Origin of the sequence: Burkholderia sp. Ac-20344 (assembly GCF_017104975.1) — a bacterium.
GTDB lineage: Bacteria > Pseudomonadota > Gammaproteobacteria > Burkholderiales > Burkholderiaceae > Burkholderia.
The window spans coordinates 1-24088 of record NZ_JAAGPP010000060.1 but is presented as its reverse complement, the minus strand read 5'-3'; the positions used below and the strand labels follow the sequence as shown (position 1 = coordinate 24088).

At 64.9% G+C, this 24088-nt stretch carries 24 protein-coding genes and 1 tRNA gene; 6 read left to right on the top strand and 19 right to left on the bottom strand.

Translation table 11 applies throughout. The features are described 5' to 3' along the window. Nucleotides 1-33: 33 nt before the first annotated feature. The 13 genes from nuoF to G3N64_RS19440 all read right to left on the bottom strand — a co-directional run bounded on the left by nuoF (nucleotide 34) and on the right by G3N64_RS19440 (nucleotide 11726). A complete protein-coding gene (gene nuoF, locus G3N64_RS19500; protein WP_006478267.1) occupies nucleotides 34-1344 on the bottom strand; it encodes an NADH-quinone oxidoreductase subunit NuoF in 1311 nt (436 codons plus the stop codon). Next, on the bottom strand, nucleotides 1341-1826 hold the full coding sequence (gene nuoE, locus G3N64_RS19495; RefSeq protein ID WP_006750460.1) for an NADH-quinone oxidoreductase subunit NuoE: 486 nt from the start codon (nucleotides 1824-1826) through the stop codon (nucleotides 1341-1343). Before nuoE ends, nuoF begins: the two co-directional genes overlap by 4 nt. Nucleotides 1827-1999: 173 nt before the next feature. Further along, a complete protein-coding gene (locus G3N64_RS19490) occupies nucleotides 2000-3253 on the bottom strand; it encodes an NADH-quinone oxidoreductase subunit D (RefSeq protein ID WP_205785393.1) in 1254 nt (417 codons plus the stop codon). 9 nt (nucleotides 3254-3262) lie between these two features. Beyond that, on the bottom strand, nucleotides 3263-3865 hold the full coding sequence (locus G3N64_RS19485) for an NADH-quinone oxidoreductase subunit C (protein WP_006478264.1): 603 nt from the start codon (nucleotides 3863-3865) through the stop codon (nucleotides 3263-3265). 21 nt (nucleotides 3866-3886) lie between these two features. Next, a complete protein-coding gene (locus G3N64_RS19480) occupies nucleotides 3887-4366 on the bottom strand; it encodes an NADH-quinone oxidoreductase subunit B (RefSeq protein WP_006398799.1) in 480 nt (159 codons plus the stop codon). A 62-nt stretch (nucleotides 4367-4428) separates the two neighbouring features. After that, the gene (locus tag G3N64_RS19475) at nucleotides 4429-4788 is read right to left on the bottom strand and encodes an NADH-quinone oxidoreductase subunit A (RefSeq protein WP_006398798.1); all 360 of its coding nucleotides are present in this window, start codon (nucleotides 4786-4788) and stop codon (nucleotides 4429-4431) included. A 153-nt stretch (nucleotides 4789-4941) separates the two neighbouring features. Then, nucleotides 4942-5026, bottom strand: a tRNA-Leu gene (locus G3N64_RS19470). 112 nt (nucleotides 5027-5138) lie between these two features. Next, a complete protein-coding gene (gene secG / locus G3N64_RS19465; protein ID WP_174915883.1) occupies nucleotides 5139-5516 on the bottom strand; it encodes a preprotein translocase subunit SecG in 378 nt (125 codons plus the stop codon). Nucleotides 5517-5588: 72 nt separating this feature from the next. Further along, nucleotides 5589-6344, bottom strand: coding sequence for a triose-phosphate isomerase (gene tpiA, locus G3N64_RS19460; RefSeq protein WP_205785392.1), 756 nt, complete (start codon nucleotides 6342-6344; stop codon nucleotides 5589-5591). 136 nt (nucleotides 6345-6480) lie between these two features. Continuing rightward, complete coding sequence (locus G3N64_RS19455) at nucleotides 6481-7500, bottom strand: NAD(P)H-quinone oxidoreductase (RefSeq protein WP_205785391.1); 1020 nt, start codon at nucleotides 7498-7500, stop codon at nucleotides 6481-6483. 151 nt (nucleotides 7501-7651) lie between these two features. Further along, the gene (gene pnp, locus G3N64_RS19450; RefSeq protein ID WP_205785390.1) at nucleotides 7652-9799 is read right to left on the bottom strand and encodes a polyribonucleotide nucleotidyltransferase; all 2148 of its coding nucleotides are present in this window, start codon (nucleotides 9797-9799) and stop codon (nucleotides 7652-7654) included. 290 nt (nucleotides 9800-10089) lie between these two features. Further along, on the bottom strand, nucleotides 10090-10359 hold the full coding sequence (gene rpsO, locus G3N64_RS19445; protein WP_006398792.1) for a 30S ribosomal protein S15: 270 nt from the start codon (nucleotides 10357-10359) through the stop codon (nucleotides 10090-10092). Between the two features lie 107 nt (nucleotides 10360-10466). After that, nucleotides 10467-11726 carry a branched-chain amino acid ABC transporter substrate-binding protein gene (locus G3N64_RS19440; RefSeq protein WP_205785389.1) on the bottom strand — a complete coding sequence of 420 codons (1260 nt, stop codon included), beginning with the start codon at nucleotides 11724-11726 and terminating at the stop codon, nucleotides 10467-10469. A 170-nt stretch (nucleotides 11727-11896) separates the two neighbouring features. Between G3N64_RS19440 and G3N64_RS19435 the strand changes: the two genes are divergently transcribed. The 3 genes from G3N64_RS19435 to G3N64_RS19425 all read left to right on the top strand — a co-directional run bounded on the left by G3N64_RS19435 (nucleotide 11897) and on the right by G3N64_RS19425 (nucleotide 15019). Continuing rightward, nucleotides 11897-12409 carry a hypothetical protein gene (locus tag G3N64_RS19435; RefSeq protein WP_205785388.1) on the top strand — a complete coding sequence of 171 codons (513 nt, stop codon included), beginning with the start codon at nucleotides 11897-11899 and terminating at the stop codon, nucleotides 12407-12409. A gap of 381 nt (nucleotides 12410-12790) precedes the next feature. Continuing rightward, nucleotides 12791-13432 carry a carbonic anhydrase gene (locus G3N64_RS19430; protein WP_205785387.1) on the top strand — a complete coding sequence of 214 codons (642 nt, stop codon included), beginning with the start codon at nucleotides 12791-12793 and terminating at the stop codon, nucleotides 13430-13432. Between the two features lie 36 nt (nucleotides 13433-13468). Then, nucleotides 13469-15019, top strand: coding sequence for a SulP family inorganic anion transporter (locus tag G3N64_RS19425; protein WP_205785386.1), 1551 nt, complete (start codon nucleotides 13469-13471; stop codon nucleotides 15017-15019). A gap of 69 nt (nucleotides 15020-15088) precedes the next feature. Here the strand turns inward: G3N64_RS19425 and G3N64_RS19420 are convergent, their stop codons facing one another. The 6 genes from G3N64_RS19420 to G3N64_RS19395 all read right to left on the bottom strand — a co-directional run bounded on the left by G3N64_RS19420 (nucleotide 15089) and on the right by G3N64_RS19395 (nucleotide 22087). Beyond that, nucleotides 15089-16633: a 2-isopropylmalate synthase gene (locus tag G3N64_RS19420; protein WP_205785385.1), complete on the bottom strand. Its 1545-nt coding sequence runs from the start codon at nucleotides 16631-16633 to the stop codon at nucleotides 15089-15091. A 315-nt stretch (nucleotides 16634-16948) separates the two neighbouring features. Continuing rightward, entirely contained in the window at nucleotides 16949-17821 is an 873-nt protein-coding gene (gene pssA / locus G3N64_RS19415; RefSeq protein ID WP_205785384.1) for a CDP-diacylglycerol--serine O-phosphatidyltransferase, read from the bottom strand. 15 nt (nucleotides 17822-17836) lie between these two features. After that, a complete protein-coding gene (locus tag G3N64_RS19410) occupies nucleotides 17837-18481 on the bottom strand; it encodes a phosphatidylserine decarboxylase (protein ID WP_011352710.1) in 645 nt (214 codons plus the stop codon). Nucleotides 18482-18608: 127 nt separating this feature from the next. Then, the gene (gene ilvC / locus G3N64_RS19405; RefSeq protein ID WP_034190794.1) at nucleotides 18609-19625 is read right to left on the bottom strand and encodes a ketol-acid reductoisomerase; all 1017 of its coding nucleotides are present in this window, start codon (nucleotides 19623-19625) and stop codon (nucleotides 18609-18611) included. A 95-nt stretch (nucleotides 19626-19720) separates the two neighbouring features. Next, nucleotides 19721-20212, bottom strand: a complete 492-nt coding sequence (ilvN, locus tag G3N64_RS19400; protein ID WP_011352712.1) for an acetolactate synthase small subunit — start codon at nucleotides 20210-20212, stop codon at nucleotides 19721-19723. 111 nt (nucleotides 20213-20323) lie between these two features. Next, entirely contained in the window at nucleotides 20324-22087 is a 1764-nt protein-coding gene (locus G3N64_RS19395) for an acetolactate synthase 3 catalytic subunit (protein ID WP_027786860.1), read from the bottom strand. Between the two features lie 355 nt (nucleotides 22088-22442). On the opposite strand from G3N64_RS19395, the gene G3N64_RS19390 reads away from it, so the two are divergent. From G3N64_RS19390 to G3N64_RS19380, 3 genes are all read left to right on the top strand, one after another. Next, nucleotides 22443-23006 carry an RNA polymerase sigma factor gene (locus G3N64_RS19390; protein WP_048249338.1) on the top strand — a complete coding sequence of 188 codons (564 nt, stop codon included), beginning with the start codon at nucleotides 22443-22445 and terminating at the stop codon, nucleotides 23004-23006. Next, the gene (locus tag G3N64_RS19385) at nucleotides 23003-23428 is read left to right on the top strand and encodes a DUF3619 family protein (protein WP_039370552.1); all 426 of its coding nucleotides are present in this window, start codon (nucleotides 23003-23005) and stop codon (nucleotides 23426-23428) included. Before G3N64_RS19390 ends, G3N64_RS19385 begins: the two co-directional genes overlap by 4 nt. Before the next feature lie 26 nt (nucleotides 23429-23454). Then, nucleotides 23455-24088 (top strand): DUF3106 domain-containing protein (locus G3N64_RS19380; protein WP_205785383.1); only part of this gene is annotated, 634 nt, incomplete at its 3' end.

Sequence of the window (24088 nt, the reverse complement as noted above, 5' to 3'; positions counted from 1 at the left end):
ACCGTGCGCTCAAATTCCGCAACCGGGTTCGCTTCAGGCCGCCGCCGCGTGCGCGTGGCCGCCGACCATGCAGTGCTTGTGCTCGACGTGGTACGCGAATTCGTCCCAGTAGTGCTTGAGCATCCCGCGTACCGGCATCGCCGCCGCATCGCCGAGTGCACAGATCGTGCGGCCCATGATGTTCTCGGCAACCGAGTTCAGCAGGTCCAGATCTTCCTGGCGGCCTTCGCCATGCTCGATACGGTTCACGACGCGATACAGCCAGCCGGTGCCTTCGCGGCACGGCGTGCACTGGCCGCACGATTCCTCGTAGTAGAAGTACGACAGGCGCAGCAGCGAGCGCACCATGCAGCGCGTCTCGTCCATCACGATCACCGCGCCGGAACCGAGCATCGAGCCCGCCTTCGCGATCGAATCGTAGTCGAGATCCGTCTGCATCATGATGTCGCCCGGGATCACCGGCGCCGACGAACCGCCCGGAATCACGGCCTTGATCTTCTTGCCGCCGCGCATTCCGCCGGCGAGCTCCATCAGCGTCGCGAACGGCGTGCCGAGCGGCACTTCGTAGTTGCCCGGACGCTCGACGTCGCCCGACACCGAGAAAATCTTCGTGCCGCCGTTGTTCGGCTTGCCGATCTCGAGGTAATTCTGCGGCCCGATGGACAGCAGGAACGGCACCGCGGCGAACGTCTCGGTGTTGTTGATCGTGGTGGGCTTGCCGTACACGCCGAAGCTCGCCGGGAACGGCGGCTTGAAGCGCGGCTGGCCCTTCTTGCCTTCGAGCGACTCGAGCAGCGCCGTTTCCTCGCCGCAGATGTACGCGCCGTAACCGTGGTGCGCGTGCAGCTGGAACGAGAATTCCGAGCCCATGATGTTGTCGCCGAGGAACCCGGCGGCGCGCGCTTCATCGAGCGCGGCTTCGAAGCGTCGATACACTTCGAAGATTTCGCCGTGGATGTAGTTGTAGCCGACGGTGATGCCCATCGCGTACGCGCCGATGGCCATGCCTTCGATCAGCGCATGCGGGTTCCAGCGCAGGATGTCGCGATCCTTGAACGTGCCCGGCTCGCCTTCGTCCGAGTTGCAGACGAGGTACTTCTGCCCCGGGAACTGGCGCGGCATGAAGCTCCACTTCAGGCCGGTCGGGAAGCCCGCACCGCCACGGCCACGCAGGCCCGACGCCTTGACGTCGGCGATCACCTGCTCGGGCGGAATCTTTTCTTCGAGAATGCGGCGCAGCTGCTTGTAGCCGCCGCGCGCGACGTAATCTTCGAGATGCCAGTTCTCGCCGTTCAGACCAGCGAGGATCAGCGGTTTGATGTGACGGTCGTGGAGGGACGTCATTTCGAGAGCTCCTCAAGCAGCTGGTCGATCTTCTCGCGGCTCATGAAGCTGCACATTCTGTGATTGTTCACCAGCAGCACCGGCGCATCGCCGCACGAGCCCATGCATTCGCCTTCCTTCAGCGTGAACTTGCCGTCGGGCGTGGTCTCGCCGAAGCCGATGCCCAGCTTCTGTTTCAGGTAGTCGGCGGTCGCTTCGGCGCCGCCGTCCGGCCCGAGCTGGCACGGCAGGTTCGTGCAGAGCGTGATCTTGTGCTTGCCGACCGGGTTGAGCTCGTACATCGTGTAGAACGTCGCGACTTCCTGCACGGCAACGGCCGGCATGCCGAGATAGTCCGCAACGAACTGCATCAGTTCGGGCGACAGCCAGCCGTGCTCTTCCTGAGCAACGGCCAACGCCGACATCACGGCGGACTGCTTCTGATCGGCGGGATACTTCGTCAACGCTCGATCGATTTCCTTCAGGCCTTCAGCTGAGATCATTTTCAGACACGACTCTTTCAATTCCTACCGAACGAACAACCTGCCGCACACTGGGGTGCATGGACGGCAGACCTGGCGCTCACTCTGTTGACAGCTTGCGAAGCCGCGCCGGTTCAGCGCGCATCGCGTGTGACTGACTGCTCGCCGCCCGCTCGCGCGGGCGGCGCTAACCATTAGCGATCGATTTCGCCGAACACGATGTCCTGCGTACCGATGATCGTGACGGCGTCGGCGATCATGTGACCGCGCGCCATTTCGTCGAGCGACGCCAGGTGCGCGAAACCCGGTGCGCGAATCTTGAGGCGATACGGCTTGTTGGCGCCGTCCGACACGAGGTAGATGCCGAACTCACCCTTCGGATGCTCGACCGCCGCGTACGCTTCGCCTTCCGGCACATGGAAACCTTCGGTGAAGAGCTTGAAGTGGTGAATCAAGTCTTCCATGTTGGTCTTCATGCCGACGCGCGACGGCGGGGCAACCTTGTGATTGTCCGTCATCACCGGGCCCGGATTCTTGCGGAGCCACTCAATACACTGTTTCGCGATGCGGATCGACTGGCGCATTTCTTCGACACGCACCAGATAGCGGTCGTAGCAATCGCCGTTCACGCCGACCGGCACGTCGAAATCCATGCGATCGTACACTTCGTACGGCTGTTTCTTGCGCAGATCCCACGCGATGCCCGAGCCGCGCAGCATCGGGCCCGTCAGGCCCATCTGCAGCGCACGTTCCGGGCTGACCACGCCGATCCCGACCAGACGCTGCTTCCAGATCCGGTTGTCGGTGAGCAGCGTTTCGTATTCGTCGACGCACTTCGGGAAGCGCGTGAAGAAGTCGTCGATGAAATCGAGCACCGAGCCGCTACGCGCTTCGTTCATCTTCGCGAGCGCCTTCTCGTTGCGGATCTTCGACGCCTTGTATTGCGGCATTGCGTCAGGCAAGTCGCGGTAGACGCCGCCCGGACGGTAGTACGCCGCGTGCATCCGGGCGCCGGACACCGCTTCGTACACGTCCATCAGGTCTTCGCGCTCGCGGAACGCATACAGGAACACGGCCATCGCGCCGACGTCGAGCGCGTGCGCGCCGATCCACATCAGGTGGTTCAGCACGCGCGTGACCTCGTCGAACAGCACGCGGATGTACTGCGCGCGCTCCGGCACTTCGATGCCGAGCAGCTTTTCGATCGCGAGCACGTAGCCGTGCTCGTTGACCATCATCGACACGTAGTCGAGACGGTCCATGTACGGCACGGACTGGATGAACGTTTTGGATTCCGCGAGCTTTTCCGTCGCGCGGTGCAGCAGGCCGATGTGCGGATCGGCACGCTGGATGACTTCGCCGTCGAGCTCGAGCACGAGGCGCAGCACGCCGTGCGCTGCCGGGTGCTGCGGGCCGAAGTTGAGCGTGTAGTTCTTGATTTCTGCCATGACGCCCCCTTAATGTTTCAGACCGCCATAGCGATCCTCGCGGATCACGCGCGGCGTGATTTCGCGCGGCTCGATCGTCACCGGCTGGTACACGACCCGCTTCTCTTCCGGGTCGTAACGCATTTCGACGTAGCCCGACACCGGGAAGTCCTTGCGGAACGGGTGGCCGATGAAGCCGTAGTCGGTGAGGATGCGGCGCAGGTCGGGGTGGCCTTCGAACACGATGCCGTACAGGTCGAACGCTTCGCGCTCGTACCAGTTCGCGGAGGTCCAGATGTCGACCAGCGATGCCACGATCGGCAGGTCGTCGTCCGGCGCGAATGCGCGCAGGCGCAGACGCCAGTTGTTCGTGACCGACAGCAGGTGCGACACGGCCGCGAAGCGCGGGCCGTCGTAGGCGCCGTCGCCGAAGGTCTGGTAGTCGACGCCGCACAGGTCGATCAGCTGCTCGAAACGGAGCTTCGGATCGTCGCGCAGCGTCTTTGCGACTTCGAGGTAATCGCTCGCCTTCACGACGAGCGTCAGTTCACCGATCGCTTCGGTGAGGCTCACCACGCGCGCGCCGAGCGCGGCTTCGAGGTTGGCCTTGAGGGTCTCGATTTTGCTTGCCATATTGAGGGGACGCTCGGGGCTTTATTGACGGGCGATGGTATTGGTGCGGCGGATCTTCGCCTGAAGCTGGATCACGCCGTAGACCAGCGCCTCGGCCGTGGGCGGACAGCCCGGCACGTAGACGTCGACCGGCACGATCCGGTCGCAACCGCGAACCACCGAATACGAGTAGTGGTAGTAGCCGCCGCCGTTCGCGCACGACCCCATCGAGATCACCCAGCGCGGCTCGGCCATCTGGTCGTACACGCGACGCAGCGCGGGTGCCATCTTGTTGCAGAGCGTGCCGGCGACGATCATCACGTCCGACTGGCGCGGGCTCGGGCGAAACACGACGCCGAACCGGTCCAGGTCGTAACGGGCCGCGCCCGCATGCATCATTTCGACGGCGCAACACGCGAGCCCGAACGTCATCGGCCACAGCGAGCCGGTACGCGTCCAGTTGATCAGCTTGTCAGCCGTCGTGGTGACAAACCCTTCCTTCAAGACCCCTTCGATACTCATTTGCTTTCCACTCCAGACGAGCGACCGAGCGTGGCCGCCCATGCAAACCGGCGATTAACCCATCACTCCCAGTCGAGGCCGCCTTTCTTCCAGATATAGGCAAAGCCCAGCAGGAATTCGAGCAGAAAAATCATCATTGCGATGAAACCCGGCCAGCCGATATCCCGGAGCGCGACGCCCCACGGGAACAGGAATGCGGTTTCGAGATCGAAGATGATGAACAGGATGGCGACGAGGTAGTACCGGACGTCGAACTTCATCCGGGCGTCTTCAAAGGCTTCGAAGCCGCACTCGTACGGTGCGTTCTTCTCGACGTCCGGCTTGTTGGGACCAAGGAGCTTGCCGATGCTGACCAGCGCTATACCTAAACCAGTGCCCACGAGGAGGAACAACAAGACGGGGTAATAGGCTGCGAGGTTCAAGGCAATCCTCTATCGGTTGGTTCTGAGCGTCCGGAGAATACCACTTCCGGCGGAAGGAATCATTTCGGAGTGCAGGCGATCGCAAGACAACCGCAAGCCCACCCCAGAAATGAAAAATGCCAGCCACTAGAAGCGGCTGGCATTGAGTAACTTTGGTGCCGACGGCGAGACTCGAACTCGCACAGCTTTCGCCACTACCCCCTCAAGATAGCGTGTCTACCAATTTCACCACGTCGGCACTGCATGCAACCGGGGTTGTAACTACTTGTTTCCCGCGAATCGCTTCAAGAATTAGATTCTAACCCGACTCCGGGATTTGTTCAACGCACAAACGCGAAAAATTTAACTTTTTATTTCGGGACATCCTGGCCCGGCGCGCTTGCAGCCGAACCGGCGGCAGCAGATGCCGCGACAGCCGGCGCCGACGCAGCAGGCGCCGATGCCGGTGCGGTCGAGACCGCGCCAAGCACGCCCGCCGACGGCGTCGACTTGTACGAACCGAGGTACGTCAGCGCGAGCGTCGCGACGAAGAAAATCGTCGCGAGAATACCCGTCGTGCGCGACAGGAAGTTGGCCGAGCCCGTTGCACCGAACAGGCTGCCCGACGCGCCGCTGCCGAACGCAGCGCCCATGTCGGCACCCTTGCCGTGCTGCAGGAGCACGAGACCAATCACACCGAGTGCAGACAGCACCTGCACCACAATAATCAGCGTCTTGAATAACAGCATCACACCCACCCGAATGGTTCGGGCGACCGGAACGACCGGCCGCCGTCATGGTTCAATTCGATCGCGAACCGCTCAGCGCGCGGCCCGGCAGATCGCCAGGAAATCTTCCGCCTTCAGCGACGCGCCGCCGATCAGGCCACCGTCGATGTCCGGCTGCGCAAACAGCTCTTCCGCGTTGTCCGGCTTCACACTGCCGCCGTACAGCACGGATACGCCCCCCGCGCCCTTTGCCGCGAGACGCGCACGCAGGAACGCGTGCACGTCCTGTGCCTGCGCCGACGTCGCGCTCTTGCCCGTACCGATCGCCCAGACCGGCTCGTACGCGACGACGATGCGCGCAGCCTCGTCGGCCGTCAGCACGGCCAGCACTGCATCGAGCTGGGCACCGACCACCTGCTCGGTCGCCCCCGACTCGCGCTCGTCGAGCGTCTCGCCGACGCACACGACAGGCGTGAGCCCCGCCGCGAGCGCGCGCTGCGTCTTCGCCGCGACCGTCTCATTACGCTCGCCGTGATACGCGCGACGCTCCGAGTGACCGACGATCGCATAGCGCGCGCCGAACTCCGCAACCATCGCGGCCGCCACTTCGCCGGTGAACGCGCCCTGCTCGTGCGCCGACACGTCCTGCGCCCCCCAGGCGACACGGCCGCCGTCGAGTTGCGCCTGAACCTGTGCGAGATATGGGAACGGCACGCACACGCCGACCGACGTTTCGGCCGCCACCGCGCCCGCGCCCTGCACCACTTCGTTCAGCAACGCCTTGTTGCCGGCCAGCCGGCCGTGCATCTTCCAGTTGCCGATCACACGCTTAGTTCTCTGTTTCGACATCGTGTCCGTCACCGCTTGGTCATTAACGCGCCGGAAACCGGCCGTCAGGTTTGATCTGGCGAAGCAAACCGGCGATTTTACTGCGCGCGGCTTGAACCGGTCAAACCGCGCATGTCAAGCCCGGCCGCACGGGCCGTCAGGCGTTCGTACCCCAATCGAGCACGATCTTGCCGGTGTGCTCGCTGCTTTCCATCAGCGCATGCGCCTGCGCGGCTTCCGCGGCGGGCAATACGCGATAGATCACCGGCTTGATGCGGCCGTCGGCAATCAGCGGCCACACGCGCGCCTTCAGTTGCGCGGCGATCTGCGCCTTGAACTCGACCGGACGCGGGCGCAGCGTCGAACCCGTGATCGTCAGCCGGCGGCGCAGGATCTCGCCCAGGTTGACGTCGGCCTTCGCGCCGCCGAGCAACGCGATCAGCACGAGACGGCCGCCATCCGCGAGCGCGGACAGTTCGCGCGGCACGTACGAGCCCGCCACCATGTCGAGGATCACGTCGACGCCGCGATCGTGCGTCAGCGACTTCACGACCTCGACGAAGTCCTCCGTCTTGTAGTTGATCGCGCGTTCGGCGCCGAGCGCCTCGCACGCGCGGCACTTGTCGGCGGTACCGGCCGTCGCGAACACGCGAAAGCCGAGCGCATGCGCGATCTGGATTGCCGTCACGCCGATGCCGCTCGAGCCGCCCTGCACGAGCAGCGTCTCCTGCTCGCCGCCCTCGCCCGCGCCGAGCTGCGCACGGTCGAACACGTTGCTCCACACGGTGAAAAACGTTTCGGGCAGCGACGCGGCCTCGATATCGGTCAGCTCGTCGGGCACCGGCAGGCATTGCGGCAGCGGTGCGACCGCATACTCGGCATAGCCGCCGCCCGCGAGCAGCGCACATACGCGATCGCCGAGCTTCAGGCCGAACGGATTCAGCGCGGCGTCGGACAGGTCGCCGCCGACGATCTCGCCCGCGATCTCGAGGCCCGGCAGATCCGACGCACCCGGCGGCGGCGCATAGGCGCCCTTGCGCTGGAACACGTCGGGCCGGTTCACACCGGAAGCCGCCACCTTGATCAGCACTTCGCCGCGCTTCGGCTCGGGGCGCGGACGCTCCGCAATCTTCAGCACGTCGGGGGCGCCGAACTCGGTGATTTCGATGGCTTTCATGGTGAGGGTCGCTCCGGGGTCAGGATCGGATCGGATGGCGCGCCCGCGCGCGGCACGGGCGCCTGGCCGGCGCTGCTGCGCCGCACAACGATGCTACAGAAAAAACGGCCGGCACGCTTTCGCACTGCCGGCCGTTGGTCCGCCTGCCCGCTTACTGCTGCGGCGGCGTGTCCGACTGTGCCGCCGCCGCTGCTTCATTCAGCAGCGCCTTCGCCGACAGACGCACGCGACCCTTTTCGTCCGTCTGGATGACCTTGACCTTCACGTGCTGGCCTTCCTTCAGGTAGTCGTTGATGTCCTTCACACGCTCGTTGACGATTTCCGAGATGTGCAGCAGGCCGTCCTTGCCCGGCAGCAGGTTCACGATCGCGCCGAAATCGAGCAGCTTCAGAACCGTGCCTTCGTACACCTGGCCGACTTCGATCTCGGCCGTGATGTTCTCGATGCGCTTCTTCGCTTCGGCCATGCCGTCGCTGTTCGTGCTCGCGATCGTCACGACGCCGTCGTCGGAGATGTCGATGGTCGTGCCGGTTTCTTCCGTCAGCGCGCGGATCACCGAACCGCCCTTGCCGATCACGTCGCGGATCTTTTCCGGGTTGATCTTGATCGTGATCATGCGCGGCGCGAACTCCGACAGTTGCGTGTTCGCACCCGAGACGGCAGACGTCATCTTGCCGAGGATGTGCATGCGGCCTTCCTTCGCCTGCGCGAGCGCGACCTGCATGATTTCCTTCGTGATGCCCTGGATCTTGATGTCCATCTGCAGCGCCGTCACGCCCTGCTCCGTGCCGGCCACCTTGAAGTCCATGTCGCCGAGGTGATCTTCGTCGCCGAGGATGTCGGTCAGCACAGCGAACTTGTTGCCTTCGAGGATCAGGCCCATCGCGATACCCGCGACGTGCGCCTTCATCGGCACGCCGGCGTCCATCAGTGCGAGGCAGCCGCCGCACACCGATGCCATCGACGACGAACCGTTCGATTCGGTGATTTCCGACACGACGCGGATCGAGTAGCCGAATTCGTCGGCGCTCGGCAGGCACTTGACCAGTGCACGCTTCGCGAGGCGGCCGTGGCCGATTTCGCGGCGCTTCGGCGAGCCGACGCGGCCCGTTTCGCCGGTCGCGAACGGGGGCATGTTGTAGTGGAGCATGAAGCGCTCGCGGTACTCGCCTTCGAGCGCGTCGATAATCTGCTCGTCACCCTTCGTGCCGAGCGTCGCAACGACCAGCGCCTGCGTCTCGCCGCGCGTGAACAGCGCCGAGCCGTGGGTACGCGGCAGCACGCCGGTGCGGATCTCGATCGGGCGCACGGTGCGCGTGTCGCGGCCGTCGATGCGCGGCTCGCCGTTCAGGATCTGCGAACGGACGATCTTGGCTTCGATGTCGAACAGCACGTTGCCGACGGTCGCCTTGTCCGCTGCGACCGTACCGGCCGCCAGCGCGTCTTCCTCGAGCTTCGCCGAGGTCGCTGCGTACACTTCCTTCAGCTTCGCCGAGCGCGCTTGCTTGTCGCGGAGCTGGTAAGCCGCGAGCAGGTCGTTCTGTGCCAGCTCGGTCACGCGCGCGATCAGCGCTTCGTTCTTCGGTGCCGGCTGCCAGTCCCACTCGGGCTTGCCGCCTTCGCGCACCAGTTCGTGGATCGCGTCGATCGCGACCTGCATCTGCTCGTGGCCGAACACCACGGCGCCCAGCATCACGTCTTCCGACAGCTGGTCGGCTTCCGACTCGACCATCAGCACGGCGCGTTCCGTACCCGCGACGACGAGGTCGAGGCTCGATGCCTTGATCTGGTCACGCGTCGGGTTCAGCACGTAGGCGTTGTCGATGTACGCGACGCGCGCGGCACCGACCGGACCGTTGAACGGCAGGCCCGACACGGCGAGCGCAGCCGATGCGCCGATCAGCGCGGGGATGTCCGCCGGGATGTCCGGGTTCACGGACAGCACGTGGATCACGACCTGGACTTCGTTGTAGAAGCCTTCCGGGAACAGCGGGCGCAGCGGACGGTCGATCAGGCGCGACGTCAGCGTCTCGTGCTCCGACGGACGGCCTTCGCGACGGAAGAAGCCGCCCGGGATCTTGCCGGCCGAGTAGGTCTTCTCGAGGTAGTCGACGGTCAGCGGGAAGAAATCCTGGCCCGGCTTCGCCGACTTCGCACCGACGACGGTTGCCAGCACGACGGTGTCTTCGACGTCGACGATCACGGCGCCGCTCGCCTGGCGAGCGACTTCACCGGTTTCGAGGCGCACCTTGTGCTGGCCCCACTGGAATTCCTTCACGACCTTGTTGAACATGGACATGGTTGCTCCTTTGAATTCATGCATTTCATTCGCCGCGCCGGCCATCCCGCGCGGCGGCGTCCCGACCGAATCACCCGGAGCAAGGTGTGTTTTTTATGCCATTCCAGCGCGGCGCTCGTGCAGCGGCGCGCTGGAATGACACAAATCCTGCCCCGGTATCGGTCGTTGCGGCAGCCCGGCACGACCGTGCCGGACAGCCTGCGGTGCGTGTGACGCTACGCACCGCGCAAAAACAAAATGCCTGTATCAGCGGACTGACACAGGCATCTTGCTGGCGGCAATCGCCTCGATTACTTACGCAGACCCAGCTTCTCGATCAGTGCGCGGTAACGGTCGGCATCCTTGCCCTTGAGGTAGTCGAGCAGCTTGCGGCGGCGGCTCACCATGCGCAGCAGGCCGCGGCGGCTGTGGTGATCCTTCGCGTGGGTCTTGAAGTGACCCGTCAGTTCGACGATACGTGCGGTCAGCAGTGCGACCTGGACTTCGGGCGACCCCGTGTCGTTGGTACCGCGGGCGAACTGAGCAACGACTTCCGACTTCTTGATATCTGCAACAGACATGTGATTTCCTTTCTAACTGAACAGGCGGACACGGAAGAATGGCCGTGCCGTGACTTACAACCGGCGGGCATTGTAGCACAACTCCGCGCCGTTCTTACCGCCTCCTGTCACGGGCGCGTCATCGAGCAGGCGGACGGCATCTCCGTGCGCTGCGCCGGCACTGCCAGCACCGTCCGGAAGCCATAGCCCGACCCCTCGTTGTCGAAGCGCACGCCGGGCGTGCCGGCCTTGTCCATCTCCATCACGTAAAGGGGCTGGATCAACTGATGATCCTGCGCGCGCATCCGCGACGCGTGGAAGCCGTCGTCGAACGACAGGCCCTCGAGCGCGCGCGCGACTGCGACGGGGTCGGCCGACCCCGCGCGGCTCATCGCAGCAGCCAGCATCTCGATCATCAGGCTCATCCGCCGCACCGGATAGTCGTCCTGGGCGGCCGGAAAACGGTTCCGGAACGCGTGGTAGAACGCATCGGATTTCGCGCCGCCCGCGTTCGGATGCCAGTCCGCCACGGCCACGACGCGCCCGACACCGGCGTCGCCGAGTGCCGCCGGGGCGCCAAGGCTGTTGCCGTAAAACGTATAGAACTTCGCATTCAGCCCCTGCTCGCGCGCCGCCTTCACGAGCAGCGTGAGGTCGTTGCCCCAGTTGCCGGTCACGACGGCGTCGGCGCCGCTCGCGCGGATCTTCGCAATGTACGGTGAGAAATCCTTGATCCGGCCGATCGGGTGGAATTCGTCGCCGGCGATCGTCACGTCCGGGCGCCGCGCGGCCAGCGCCTGCCGTGCGAGCGTGCTGACGTCGTGGCCGAAACTGTAGTCCTGGTTCAGCAGGTAGACCTTGCGCAGCGCGCGGTCGCGCGCCATTACGTCCGCGAGCGCGGCCATCCGCATGCCCGCATGCGCATCGAAGCGGAAATGCCAGAAACTGCAGCGCGCGCCGGTCAGTGCAGGATCGTCGGCCGAATAGTTGAGGAACAGCATCCGGTTGTCCGGATCGCGCGCGTTCAGCTTGTCGAGCGCCGCGACGAGCGCGGCCGCGACGGCCGAGCTGTTGCCCTGCGTGACGAAACCGAGATGGCGGTCCGCGGCCGCGCGCAACTGCACGAGCGCCTCCTCGGGGCTGCCCTTGCTGTCGAGCACGACGAGTTCGAGGGGATGCGCGCCGTCGCGCAGCTTCACGCCGCCCGCCGCGTTGACCTGCTCGACGCCGAAGCGCAGGTTGTGCTCGACCGCCGCGCCCGCATTCGCGAACGGGCCCGACATCCCTTCGATCAGCGCGATCCGCACCGGCTCGCCGCCGGCAAACGCGGACGACACCATCATCCACCCCGCGCTCAACGCGAGCGCGCACCGCTTCCACCCCAGCATCGGCCACCTGCCCTTCAATCTGCCCGAGAAGCGCGGATCATAGGCCGGCGCCCCCGCCGCCCGCAAGCGTGACGGCGCCGGCGATCCGCACCGATTTTTTTTCGCGCGATGCGCGGTCGCGCGCCGTCCGTGATAAAACGGGACTTGTTTCCGTGTTCTGGAGAATCCCCATGCGCATTCGCATTTCCGCGCGCCTGCCGGTGCTGCTCGCCAGCGCTGCCGCGCTGCTGGCCGGTTGCGCGCAACCGTGGCAGCAATACCAGGCCGGCCAGGACGAGTCGGCGATCGTTGCACGCATGGGCCCGCCGCGCGAGATCTACGACCTGCCCGGCGGCGGCAAGCGCCTGATGTGGCCGACCCAGCCGATGGGCGAAATCACCATCGCGGCCGACGTCGACGCGGCCCACAAGATCGTCAACGTGCGCCAGGTCCTGCAGCCGAGCGAGTTCTATCGTGCGGAGATCGGCAAGTGGACGAAGACCGACGTGCTCGTCAACTTCGGACGCCCCGTCGAGACGTCCTACTTCCCGCTGATGAAGCGCGAGGTGTGGACCTACCGGTATCTCGAGGACAACGTCTGGTACATGATGTACAGCTTCTACTTCGATCCGCAGGGCATCCTGCGCATCACGCAGAAAACACCCGACCCGCTGCACGACCCCGACCGCCGCAACCTGTTCTGACCGATTACGCATTTATACGCAATTTTCACCATGGCCATTCACGAATCATTTCGTGAATGGCCATTTCCTTTTTTCCGCATTCCGATTATTTCGGAAAATTCCGCGGAAATCTTTTCCGATCGTTACATTCAAATGGCAACACGCTGACATCCCCGTCATGCGGGCCTCTGCGCGGAAACAGGCACGCGCAGTACATGTCATGCGGCGAATTGGTGCATGCAATGCACTACGTCAAGCCAATTTGAAACAATTTGTTTCAGTACACCCGAAGTGCTAGGGCATACCCCTAATATCAGTCGAAATAGAACCTTTCAATTTAGAAAGAATGCCGCTGCATCATTTCTGTCAATATTCGTTTGCCTTTATCAGAAAGGAGTCCTTATGAATCGCCCCAAGAGCATGCTGGTTGCCAACATCGCCTGGGCCCGCGAAACGCGTGAATACACGCCCGGTTTCTTCGACGCGCTGGCGCGCGGCCAGAACCCGCGCGTGCTGTGGATCGGCTGCGCCGACAGCCGCGTGCCGGCCGAAACCATCACGCACTGCGCACCCGGCGAGCTGTTCGTCCATCGCAACATCGCGAACCTGTTCCATCCCGACGACGACAATTCCGCCAGCGTGCTCGAGTACGCGGTGCGCGTGCTGCAGGTCGACCACGTGATCGTGTGCGGCCACTACGGGTGCGGCGGCGTACGCGCGTCGCTGCTGCCGCCCCCGTCGGATCTGCCGCACGTCGCGCGCCGCATTGCGCCGCTCTGTGCGCTCGCACGGCGCCATCGCGACACGCTCGACGGGCTCGACGAAACCGCCGCCGCCGACCGCCTCGCCGAACTCAACGTGCTCGAACAGGTGCGGCTGCTGCGCGCATCCCCGATCGTGCAGGGCCGCGAACGGCCGCCGCTCGTGCACGGCTGGATCTTTTCGCTCGCCGACGGCCGCCTGCAGGAACTCGATTCCGGCTATACCACGCCGCCCGCCGACGTCGAACCCGTGCCGGCCGCGACGGCCGGCGCGATCGGCTGACCTCCCCCGCCCCAAGCCAACGAAATCGCCCCAACCATGAAACTGAACGAGCGCCTGTCCACCCTGCCGCGCGACATCGTCGCCGGCGTCGTCGTTTTCCTCGTCGCGCTGCCGCTGTGTCTCGGCATCGCGAATGCATCCGGCGTCGAGCCGTTCGCCGGGCTCGTGTCCGGCATCGTCGGCGGCATCGTCGTCGCGCTGCTGAGCGGCTCGTCGCTGTCCGTCAGCGGGCCGGCCGCCGGCCTCGTCGTGATCGTCGTCGAAGGCATCGCACAACTCGGCAGCTTCTCCGCGTTCCTGCTCGCGGTACTGCTGTCCGGCGTACTGCAGTTCGGGTTCGGCATGCTGCGCGCCGGCCGTTTCGCCGCCTATGTGCCGTCGCCCGTCATCAAGGGCATGCTCGCCGCGATCGGCCTGCTGCTGATCGTGAAGCAGATTCCGTTCGCGTTCGGCATCGGCGGCTCGGCCGCGCAATCGTTTGCAAACTGGCCGGGCCTGCCGGTCGCGTGGGCCGCGACGGCCATCGCACTCGCATCGCTCGCGCTGCTGGTCGCGTGGGACACGCCCGCACTGCGCCGCTTCGCGCTGGTGCGCTCGGTGCCGGCCCCGCTCGCGGTGGTCGTGCTGGGTATCGGCGCCACGCTCGTGCTGAGCGTCGTCGCACCGTCGGTCGCGCCGGGCGCCGCCCATCGCGTGACGCTGCCCGAACTCGGATCGTTCGCGGCCTTCGCGGCGTCGCTCAAGCATGCGGAGCTCGGCCCGAACTTCGCGCAGCTCGTCAATCCGGACGTGTGGCGCGTCGCGATCACGCTCGCGGTCGTCGCGAGCCTCGAGACGCTGCTGAGCCTCGAAGCGGTCGAGCAGATCGACCCGAAGCGCCGGCCGACCCTGCCTGATCGCGAGCTCAAGGCCCAAGGCGTCGGCAACCTCGTCGCGGGCGCGGTCGGCGGACTGCCGATCACGTCGGTGATCGTGCGCAGCTCGGTGAACGTCAATGCGGGCGCACAAAGCCGGATGTCGGCGATCGTCCACGGGATGCTGCTGCTCGCAAGCGTGTTCGCGCTCACCGGCCTGATCAACCTGATCCCGCTCGCGAGCCTGGCCGCGATCCTGATCCACACCGGCATCAAGCTCGCGAAACCGGCACTGTTCCGCTCGGTGTTGAAACAGGGCCCGGCCGCATTCGTGCCGTTCGCCGCGACGATCGCCGGCGTGCTCGCGGTCGACCTGCTGTTCGGCATCGCGCTCGGCCTCGCGTGCAGCGTGCTGGCAGTCGCCGTCGCGAACCTGAAGAGCCCCGTCACGCTCGCACAGCACGACGACCACTTCCTGCTGTCGTTCCGCAAGGACGTGTCGTTTCTCGGCAAGGTGCAGGTCAAGCACCACCTGCGGCACATCCCCGACCGGGCCGCGGTGATCATCGACGCGACGCGCGCCGACTACATCGATCACGACGTGCTCGAACTGCTCGACGCGTTCGTCGCCGATGCACCGCGACGCGGCATCGCGGTGGAGTTCCGGCGGCGCAGCCCGGCGCCGCGCGCAGCCACACGCCGCTGGCTGTTCCGGGCGCCGGCCGCCGAATGAGCGGTGAATGAAAAAACGCCCCGGCGCAGGGCAGCCGGGGCGTTTCAGGGATGCACAGCGCGCGAGTGCTTACGAGCGCTGCGGATTGAGCTTGTCGTCCTTCGAATGCAGCTTGTTCAGTGCGGAGATGTACGCCTTCGCGGATGCGGCGACGATGTCCGGATCGGTGCCGACCCCGTTGACGATCCGCCCGCTCTTCGACAGCCGGACAGTCACTTCACCCTGCGCCTGCGTGCCGGTCGTGATCGCGTTCACCGAGTACAGCAGCAGTTCGGAACCGCTGCCGACTTCGCTCTCGATCGCATTGAACGTCGCATCGACCGGACCGTTGCCGCGCGCCTCGCCGGTCACTTCCTTGCCTTCGACCCCGAACACGACCTTCGCGTGCGGCTGCTCGCCGGTTTCCGAGTGCTGCGACAGCGACACGAACTTGAAGTGCTCGTGCTCGTGCGCGAGCGCCGATTCCTCGGACACGATCGCGATGATGTCCTCGTCGAAGATCTCGGCCTTGCGGTCGGCCAGATCCTTGAAGCGCATGAACGCGGCGTTCAGTTCGCTCTCGCTGTCGAGCGACACGCCGAGCTCCTGCAGGCGCTGCTTGAACGCGTTACGGCCCGACAGCTTGCCGAGCACGATCTTGTTCGCGGTCCAGCCCACGTCTTCCGCACGCATGATCTCGTAGGTGTCGCGCGCCTTCAGCACGCCGTCCTGGTGGATGCCCGATGCGTGCGCGAACGCATTTGCGCCGACCACAGCCTTGTTCGGCTGCACGACGAAACCGGTGATCTGCGACACGAGCTTCGACGTCGGCACGATCTGCGACGTGTCGATGCCGACGTCGAGACCGAAGTAGTCCTTGCGCGTCTTCACGGCCATCACGATTTCCTCGAGCGACGTATTGCCCGCACGCTCGCCGAGACCGTTGATCGTGCACTCGACCTGACGCGCGCCGCCGATCTTCACGCCGGCGAGCGAGTTCGCGACGGCCATCCCGAGATCGTTATGGCAATGCACCGAGAAGATCGCCTTGTCCGAGTTCGGAATGCGTTCGCGCAGCGTCTTCACGAGGTTGCCGTACAGCTCCGGCACGCCGTAGCCGACCGTGTCGGCGATGTTGATCGTCGTCGCACCTTCGGCGATCACGGCTTCCAGCACGCGGCACAGGAAATCCATGTCGGAGCGGCTGCCGTCTTCCGGCGAGAATTCGACGTTGTCGGTGAACTTGCGCGCGAAGCGCACTGCGAGGCGCGCCTGCTCGAACACCTGGTCGGGCGTCATCCGCAGCTTCTTCTCCATGTGCAGCGGCGACGTCGCGATGAACGTGTGGATCCGGAAGCTCTCGGCCGGCTTCAGCGCGTCGGCCGCACGCTGGATGTCCTTGTCGTTGGCCCGCGCCAGCGAGCAGATCGTGCTGTCCTTCACGAGACCGGCGATCGTGTGGATCGCGTCGAAATCGCCGTTCGAGCTGGCCGCGAAGCCGGCCTCGATCACGTCCACCTTCATCCGCTCGAGATGCTTCGCGATGCGGATTTTCTCTTCCTTCGTCATCGACGCGCCGGGCGATTGTTCGCCGTCACGCAACGTCGTATCGAAAATGATCAGCTTGTCTGTCATGGGGGGCTCCAGGGCTCTTTATACGGAAGTCAAACGTAACGAGATCGCGCCACCGTTGGCGACGCTCAACAACAGACGAGGCTTGACGGAGGGCGAGAACGGTCAGCGCGGCAGGCGCGCCAAAGCTAGCGCGCGTAGCGGCGCACCGGCTAGAAGGAGGGAGAGGCGGGAAAATGCAGTCATGCCAAAGACTATAGCGGCATTCCGTTGGGTGCGCAATCGGACGGCACCCGGGGTTTCCGGCGGCCCGGTTCGAAAAAGGGGCAAAAGAAAATGGCGGCCCCGAGGCCGCCGTTTCCGGGCGAAAAACGCGCGTCAGTGATCGCGCTGCGACGAGCGCGCCGGATTCGCGCGCCCGCGGACGGCCATGTAGGCCCAGAACACGTAGCCGGACAGCCCGTACAGCACGAACAGGCAGAACAGCATCAGCGGCGGGTCGGACGACACGAGCACGAATGCGACGACGACCAGCAGGATCGCCGCGAACGGCACGCGGTGCCGCACGTCGAGCGCCTTGCCGCTGTAGAACGGCGCGTTCGACACCATCGTCACACCCGCGTAGATCGTCAGCACGAACGCGACCCACGGCAGCCAGCCGAGCTTCATCGGCACGCGGTTATCGGTGGCGAGCCACACGAAGCCCGCGATCAGCGCGGCGGCGGCCGGGCTCGGCAGCCCCTGGAAGAAGCGCTTGTCGACAACGCCGATGTTCGTATTGAAACGCGCGAGCCGCAGCGCGGCGCCCGAGCAGTAGACGAACGCGGCGAGCCAGCCCCAGCGGCCGAGATCCTTCAGCACCCACTCGTACATCACGAGCGCAGGCGCGACACCGAACGACACCATGTCCGACAGGCTGTCGAACTGCTCGCCGAACGCGCTCTGCGTATGCGTCATGCGTGCGACGCGCCCGTCCATCCCGTCGAGCACCATCGCGACGAAAATCGCGATCGCGGCGATCTCGAAGCGCACGTTCATCGCCTGCACGACCGCGAAGAAGCCGCAGAACAGCGCGGCGGTCGTGAATGCGTTCGGCAGCAGGTAGATGCCGCGCGTCTTCAGGAACCGCTGGCGTGCGGCGCGGCGGCTTTCGAGCGGCGCCGGATCGGGCGCCATCACCTTGTTGCGACGGAACGGCCGTGGCGTCTGGCTGGAGCCGTTGCGCGACCGGCGCGGTTTGAATGCGGCCATCGTGCGCCCCGCCGCTTACTGCTCGAGCTCGGCGAGGATCGTCGACGACGCGTAGACCTTCTCGCCAATCGACACCTTCGCGCGGCTGCCGAGCGGCAGGTACACGTCGACGCGCGAACCGAAGCGGATGAAACCGTAGCGCTGGCCGCGCGACAGCGGTTCGCCGGCGCGCACGTAGCAGAGAATCCGGCGTGCGACGAGGCCGGCTATCTGCACGGCGGTCACGGTCTTGCCGCTCGCCGTCTGGATCACGACCGCATTGCGCTCGTTCTCGGTCGACGCCTTGTCGATCGCCGCGTTCAGGAACGCGCCCGGGAAGTACTCGACCTTGGAGATCGCGCCATCGACCGGCGAACGCTGCGAATGGACGTTGAAGACATTCATGAACACGCTGATCTTCAGCGCTTCGCGGTTCGCGTACGGGTCCTGCGCGGTCTCGACCGCGACGATGCGGCCGTCCGCCGGGCACAGCACGGCGTTCGGCTGCGCCGGGATCGGGCGCTGCGGATCGCGGAAGAACTGGACGACGAAGACGAGCAGCAGCCAGAACGGCCACGCGAAGCCGAAGCCCCCGACGGCGTGGATCAACAGCGCGATGACGGCTGCAATCGCGATGAACGGCCAGCCTTCGCGCGCGATGATCGGATGAGGATAGTTCATGGATTCGTTCTGTGTTCGGTGAATTGCAAAGCCCGTAGGATAGCAAAAGCCGCCCGGGGCACTGCTGCCTTCGGACGGCTTTTTGATACCGACCCTCCACTCGAAGGGCCGGAACAGCGCGCGGAGCTTAGTTCTTCGTCTGGTCGACGAGCTTGTTCTTCGCGATCCACGGCATCATCGCGCGCAGCTTCGCACCGACCTGCTCGATCTGGTGCTCGGCCGTCAGGCGGCGGCGCGACTGCAGCGTCGGCGCACCTGCCTTGTTCTCGAGAATGAAGCTCTTCGCGTACTCGCCCGTCTGGATGTCGGTCAGGCACTGCTTCATCGCCTTCTTCGTCTCTTCCGTGACGACGCGCGGGCCCGTCACGTACTCGCCGTACTCGGCGTTGTTCGAGATCGAGTAGTTCATGTTCGCGATGCCGCCTTCGTAGATCAGGTCGACGATCAGCTTCAGTTCGTGCAGGCACTCGAAGTACGCCATTTCCGGCGCGTAACCTGCTTCGACCAGCGTCTCGAAGCCAGCCTTGATCAGCTCGACGGTACCGCCGCACAGCACGGCCTGCTCGCCGAACAGGTCGGTTTCCGTTTCTTCACGGAAGTTGGTTTCGATGATGCCTGCACGGCCGCCGCCGTTCGCTGCCGCGTACGACAGCGCGATGTCGCGTGCCGCGCCCGACTTGTTCTGTGCAACCGCGATCAGGTGCGGCACGCCGCCACCTTGCGAGTACGTGCCGCGAACCGTGTGGCCCGGTGCCTTCGGCGCGATCATGATCACGTCGAGATCGGCGCGCGGGATCACCTGGCCGTAGTGGACGTTGAAGCCGTGCGCGAACGCCAGCGCCGCGCCTTGCTTGATGTTCGCGTGCACTTCCTTCGCGTACACGTCGGCGATCTGCTCGTCCGGCAGCAGCATCATGACGACGTCTGCGCCCTTCACCGCTTCCGCGACTTCCTTGACCGACAGGCCGGCGTTTTCGGCCTTGCTCCACGACGCGCCGTCCTTGCGCAGGCCAACCGTCACGTTCACGCCGCTTTCCTTCAGGTTCAGTGCGTGTGCATGGCCTTGCGAGCCGTAGCCGATGATCGTGACTTGCTTGCCCTTGATGAGGGAGAGGTCAGCGTCTTTGTCGTAGAAAACGTTCATGATGGTTCCTTCGCTAATTCAAAAATTCAACAATTCGTTCGGATGGAGTACTGCGAGCCGGGACATGACGGCGCACCCGGCGTGCCTGTCTGGCATCACACCTTCAGGATGCGCTCGCCGCGTCCGATGCCGGAGCTGCCGGTGCGCACGGTCTCCAGGATCGCGCCCGCGTCCAGCCCCTGGATGAATGCGTCGAGCTTGTCGCTCGCGCCCGTCAATTCGATCGTGTAGGTCTTTTCGGTCACGTCGATGATGCGGCCGCGGAAAATGTCCGCCATCCGCTTCATTTCTTCGCGCTCCTTGCCCACTGCACGTACCTTGATCAGCATCAGCTCGCGTTCGATGTGTGCACCGTCGGTCAGGTCCACCACTTTCACCACCTCGATCAGGCGGTTCAGATGCTTCGTGATCTGTTCGATCACGTCGTCGGAGCCAATGGAAACGATGGTGAGCCGCGACAGCGATTGGTCTTCGGTCGGCGCCACCGTCAAGGTTTCGATGTTGTAGCCGCGTGCGGAAAACAGACCGACCACGCGCGACAGCGCGCCCGGTTCGTTCTCCAGCAGGACGGAAATGATGTGTCTCATGTTCGCTTCTTCCAGAATGTGCCGTGTCGATTCACTCGCGCCGCGCGCCGCCGCGTGCCGCACCGCCTTTCGTGAAGGCGGCCGCATCGGGCTCAGGCGCGCGTCGCGCCGTTACAGATCTTCCGATCCGAGCAGCATCTCGGTGATGCCCTTGCCGGCCTGTACCATCGGCCAGACGTTTTCGGTCGGATCGGTCTGGAAGTCGAGAAACACGGTGCGGTCCTTCAGGCGCAGCGCTTCCTTCAGGGCCGGCTCCACATCCGAGGTCTTTTCGATCCGCATGCCGACATGGCCGTACGCTTCGGCGAGCTTCACGAAATCCGGCAGCGCATCCATGTACGAATGCGAATAGCGCTTGCTGTATTCGATCTGCTGCCACTGGCGAACCATGCCGAGATAGCGGTTGTTCAGCGAAATGATCTTCACGGGCGTGTCGTACTGCAGGCAGGTCGACAGTTCCTGGATGCACATCTGGATCGAGCCTTCGCCCGTGATGCACAGCACGTCGTCGTCCGGGTGCGCCATCTTGACGCCCATCGCTGCCGGCAGGCCGAAGCCCATCGTGCCGAGGCCGCCGGAGTTGATCCAGCGACGCGGCTTGTTGAAACGGTAGAACTGCGCCGCCCACATCTGGTGCTGGCCGACATCCGAGCACACGAACGCATTGCCGTCCGTCAGCTCCCATGCCTTCTCGACCACGTACTGCGGCTTGATGATCTCGCTTTCGCGGTCGTACTTCAGGCAGTCCTTCGCGCGCCAGCCCTCGATGTCCTTCCACCATTGCGCGAGCGCCTCGGTGTCGGGGCCGTGCTCGGCCGTCTGCAACTGCTCGATCAGCTCCTTCAGCACTTCCTTCACGTCGCCGACGATCGGGATGTCGACCTTCACACGCTTCGAGATCGACGACGGGTCGATGTCGATGTGGATGATCTTGCGTGGACGCGACGCGAAGTGCGCCGGGTCGCCGATCACGCGGTCGTCGAAGCGGGCACCGATCGCGATCAGCACGTCGCAGTGCTGCATCGCCATGTTCGCTTCGTAGGTGCCGTGCATGCCGAGCATGCCGAGGAACTTCTTGTCCGACGCGCGATAGCCGCCGAGGCCCATCAGCGTGTTCGTGACCGGATAGCCGAGCAGGTCCGCGAACTGGTTCAGTTCGCGCGACGCGTCGGCGAGGATGATGCCGCCCCCCGTGTAGATGTACGGACGCTTCGCCGTCAGCAGCAGCGACACGGCCTTGCGGATCTGACCCGAATGGCCCTTCGTGACCGGGTTGTACGAACGCAGCGACACGCTCTTGACGGGCTCGTACTGGCACGGCGTCTTCGAGATGTCCTTCGGGATGTCGATCAGCACCGGGCCCGGACGGCCGGTGCGGGCGATATAGAACGCCTTCTTGACGGTTTCCGCGAGGTCGCGCACGTCCTTCACGAGGAAGTTGTGCTTCACGCACGGACGCGTGATGCCGACGGTGTCGCACTCCTGGAAGGCATCCTGGCCGATCGCGGCCGTGGGCACCTGGCCGCTGATCACGACCATCGGGATCGAATCCATGTACGCCGTGGCGATGCCGGTCACCGCGTTGGTGACACCGGGGCCGGACGTCACGAGGCAGACGCCGACATTGCCGGTGGAACGCGCATACGCATCGGCTGCGTGCACGGCCGCCTGTTCGTGGCGCACCAGCACGTGCTGAATCTTGTCCTGCTTGTAAAGCTCGTCGTAGATGTAGAGTACCGAGCCGCCGGGGTAGCCCCAGATGAATTCGACGTTTTCATCGGCCAGTGCCTTCATGAGCACGGTACCGCCGATGGAGTCGCTATCGGGAGGGGAAAGGGGTTCCGACGTGGAGAATTCCGCGCTGGGCATGTTCATTTTGACCTTTCGAATTTTCGGCAAAAAATTGATCGGGTGCTCTCTGCCGGGCTTGTGGCTCGGGTTCAAGCGGCGCGTCCAGTTTGAAGGGCAGGCTTCTTGGGCCAGCCTCAAATGAGACCATCACTTCATGTTGCGAATCGTTGACGATAGCGGGTCGCAGATGGGCCGTCAAGCAAAATATCCCGCAGCGCATCATGGGCACCGCCCGGCGCCCCGCTGCCGCGGCTCGCGCGCAACGTGCGGCGCCCAACCCGGTGCCAAGCGGCGCGAAAATTTGATAGCATCCGCGGGTTTTACGAAATTTTTCGACCTTTTTCACCACGCAGCGGCCCGCAGCGCATACCTTCACGGAATGGCATCAGACAAGGAACTCGCCGACTTTCTGGCGGGCGTCGAAAGGCGCGCGTTCAAGCAGGCTGCATACGCCGTGCGTGACGACGATGCGTCGCTCGACATCGTGCAGGACGCGATGATCAAGCTTGCGGAAAAGTACGGCGACCGGCCTGCGGCCGAGCTGCCGCTGCTTTTTCAGCGGATCCTGCAGAACGCGATCCACGACTGGTTCCGCCGGCAGAAAGTCCGCAATACGTGGGTCACGCTCTTCTCGTCGCTGAACAACACCGACGACGACGACTTCGACCCGCTCGAAACACTCGAATCCGCGGACGACAACGCGGGCGTCGAAAGCAGCGAGCACCGCCTCGAGCGAGAGCAGGTTCTGGCCCTGATCGACGAAGAAATCCAGAAACTTCCGGCGCGTCAACGGGAAGCGTTCCTGATGCGTTATTGGGAAGATATGGATGTCGCCGAGACTGCCGCCGCAATGGGGTGCTCCGAGGGCAGCGTGAAGACGCACTGCTCGCGAGCCACCCACACCCTGGCGCACGCGCTCAAGGCCAAAGGAATCACGCTATGAGCTCCGCTCCCGCAAATCGAGAACACGAATTCGCGCTGAAGGTGCGCCGCGCGCTGGACGAGCGCGCGGCCGACCTGCCCGCCGCGACCACCGACCGCCTGGCCGTCGCCCGCCGGGCTGCGCTCGCGCGCAAGAAGCCCGAAGCCGCGACCGTGCCGGTGTTCGTGCCGGCCTTCGCCGGCGCGGCCGGTGCGTACGGCACGGCGCCCGCGAGCCGCCCGCAGGCGTCGTTCGCGCGCCGCCTGCTGCGCGCGTGGCCGCTGGCCCTGCTGCTCGCGGGGCTGGTCGGCATCGCCTACTGGGAAGACATGCAGCGCACCGCCGAACTCGCCGACATTGACGCGGCGATGCTCAGCGACGACCTGCCGCTCAACGCGTATCTCGATCACGGGTTCAACGCGTATCTGTCACGCGCTCACTAACAGACAATAAAGAGGGGATCGCACGGGTGAGTCAGAAGCGCGGCCTGGCCGTATTTTTCGGATGCGTAATCGCGATCGCCGTTTCCTACGTCGCCACGTACCCACGATTCCACCCGGCCCCCGCGACGACCACCGCCGCGGCCAGCAGCCCTGCCGCGCCCGCGTCGGCCGCGACCGGGCTGACCACCGAACTCCCCCCGCTGCCCCTGCCGCTGCCGGCCGCTACCGGCCCGCTGTCGTGGGCGCGCCTCACGCCGGCGCAGCACGCGGCACTCGCGCCGTTCGCCGACCAGTGGGACGGCTTCAGCGACGCCCGCAAGCGCAAATGGCTGAAGATCGCATCGCGTTTCGCGAAATTGACGCCTGATGATCAAAAGCGCCTGCAGGACCGGATGACCGAATGGGCGCGGATGACGCCCGAGCAGCGCCGCGTCGCCCGCGAGAACTACCAGAGCGCGAAGGAGCTTTCCGCACAGGCGCGCGAGCGTGCCTGGAAGGCGTACCAGCAACTCCCCGAAGAACAGAAGGAACGTCTCGCGGCCGCCGAGCGCCGCCGCCGGCCGAGCGTCGTCAGCGCGCCGCCGACCGCCGCCGACCGCGACGTCCGCCGCCTCGTCAATTCGCACGAACACCCGGCAAGCGGCGCGGCCACCGTACCGA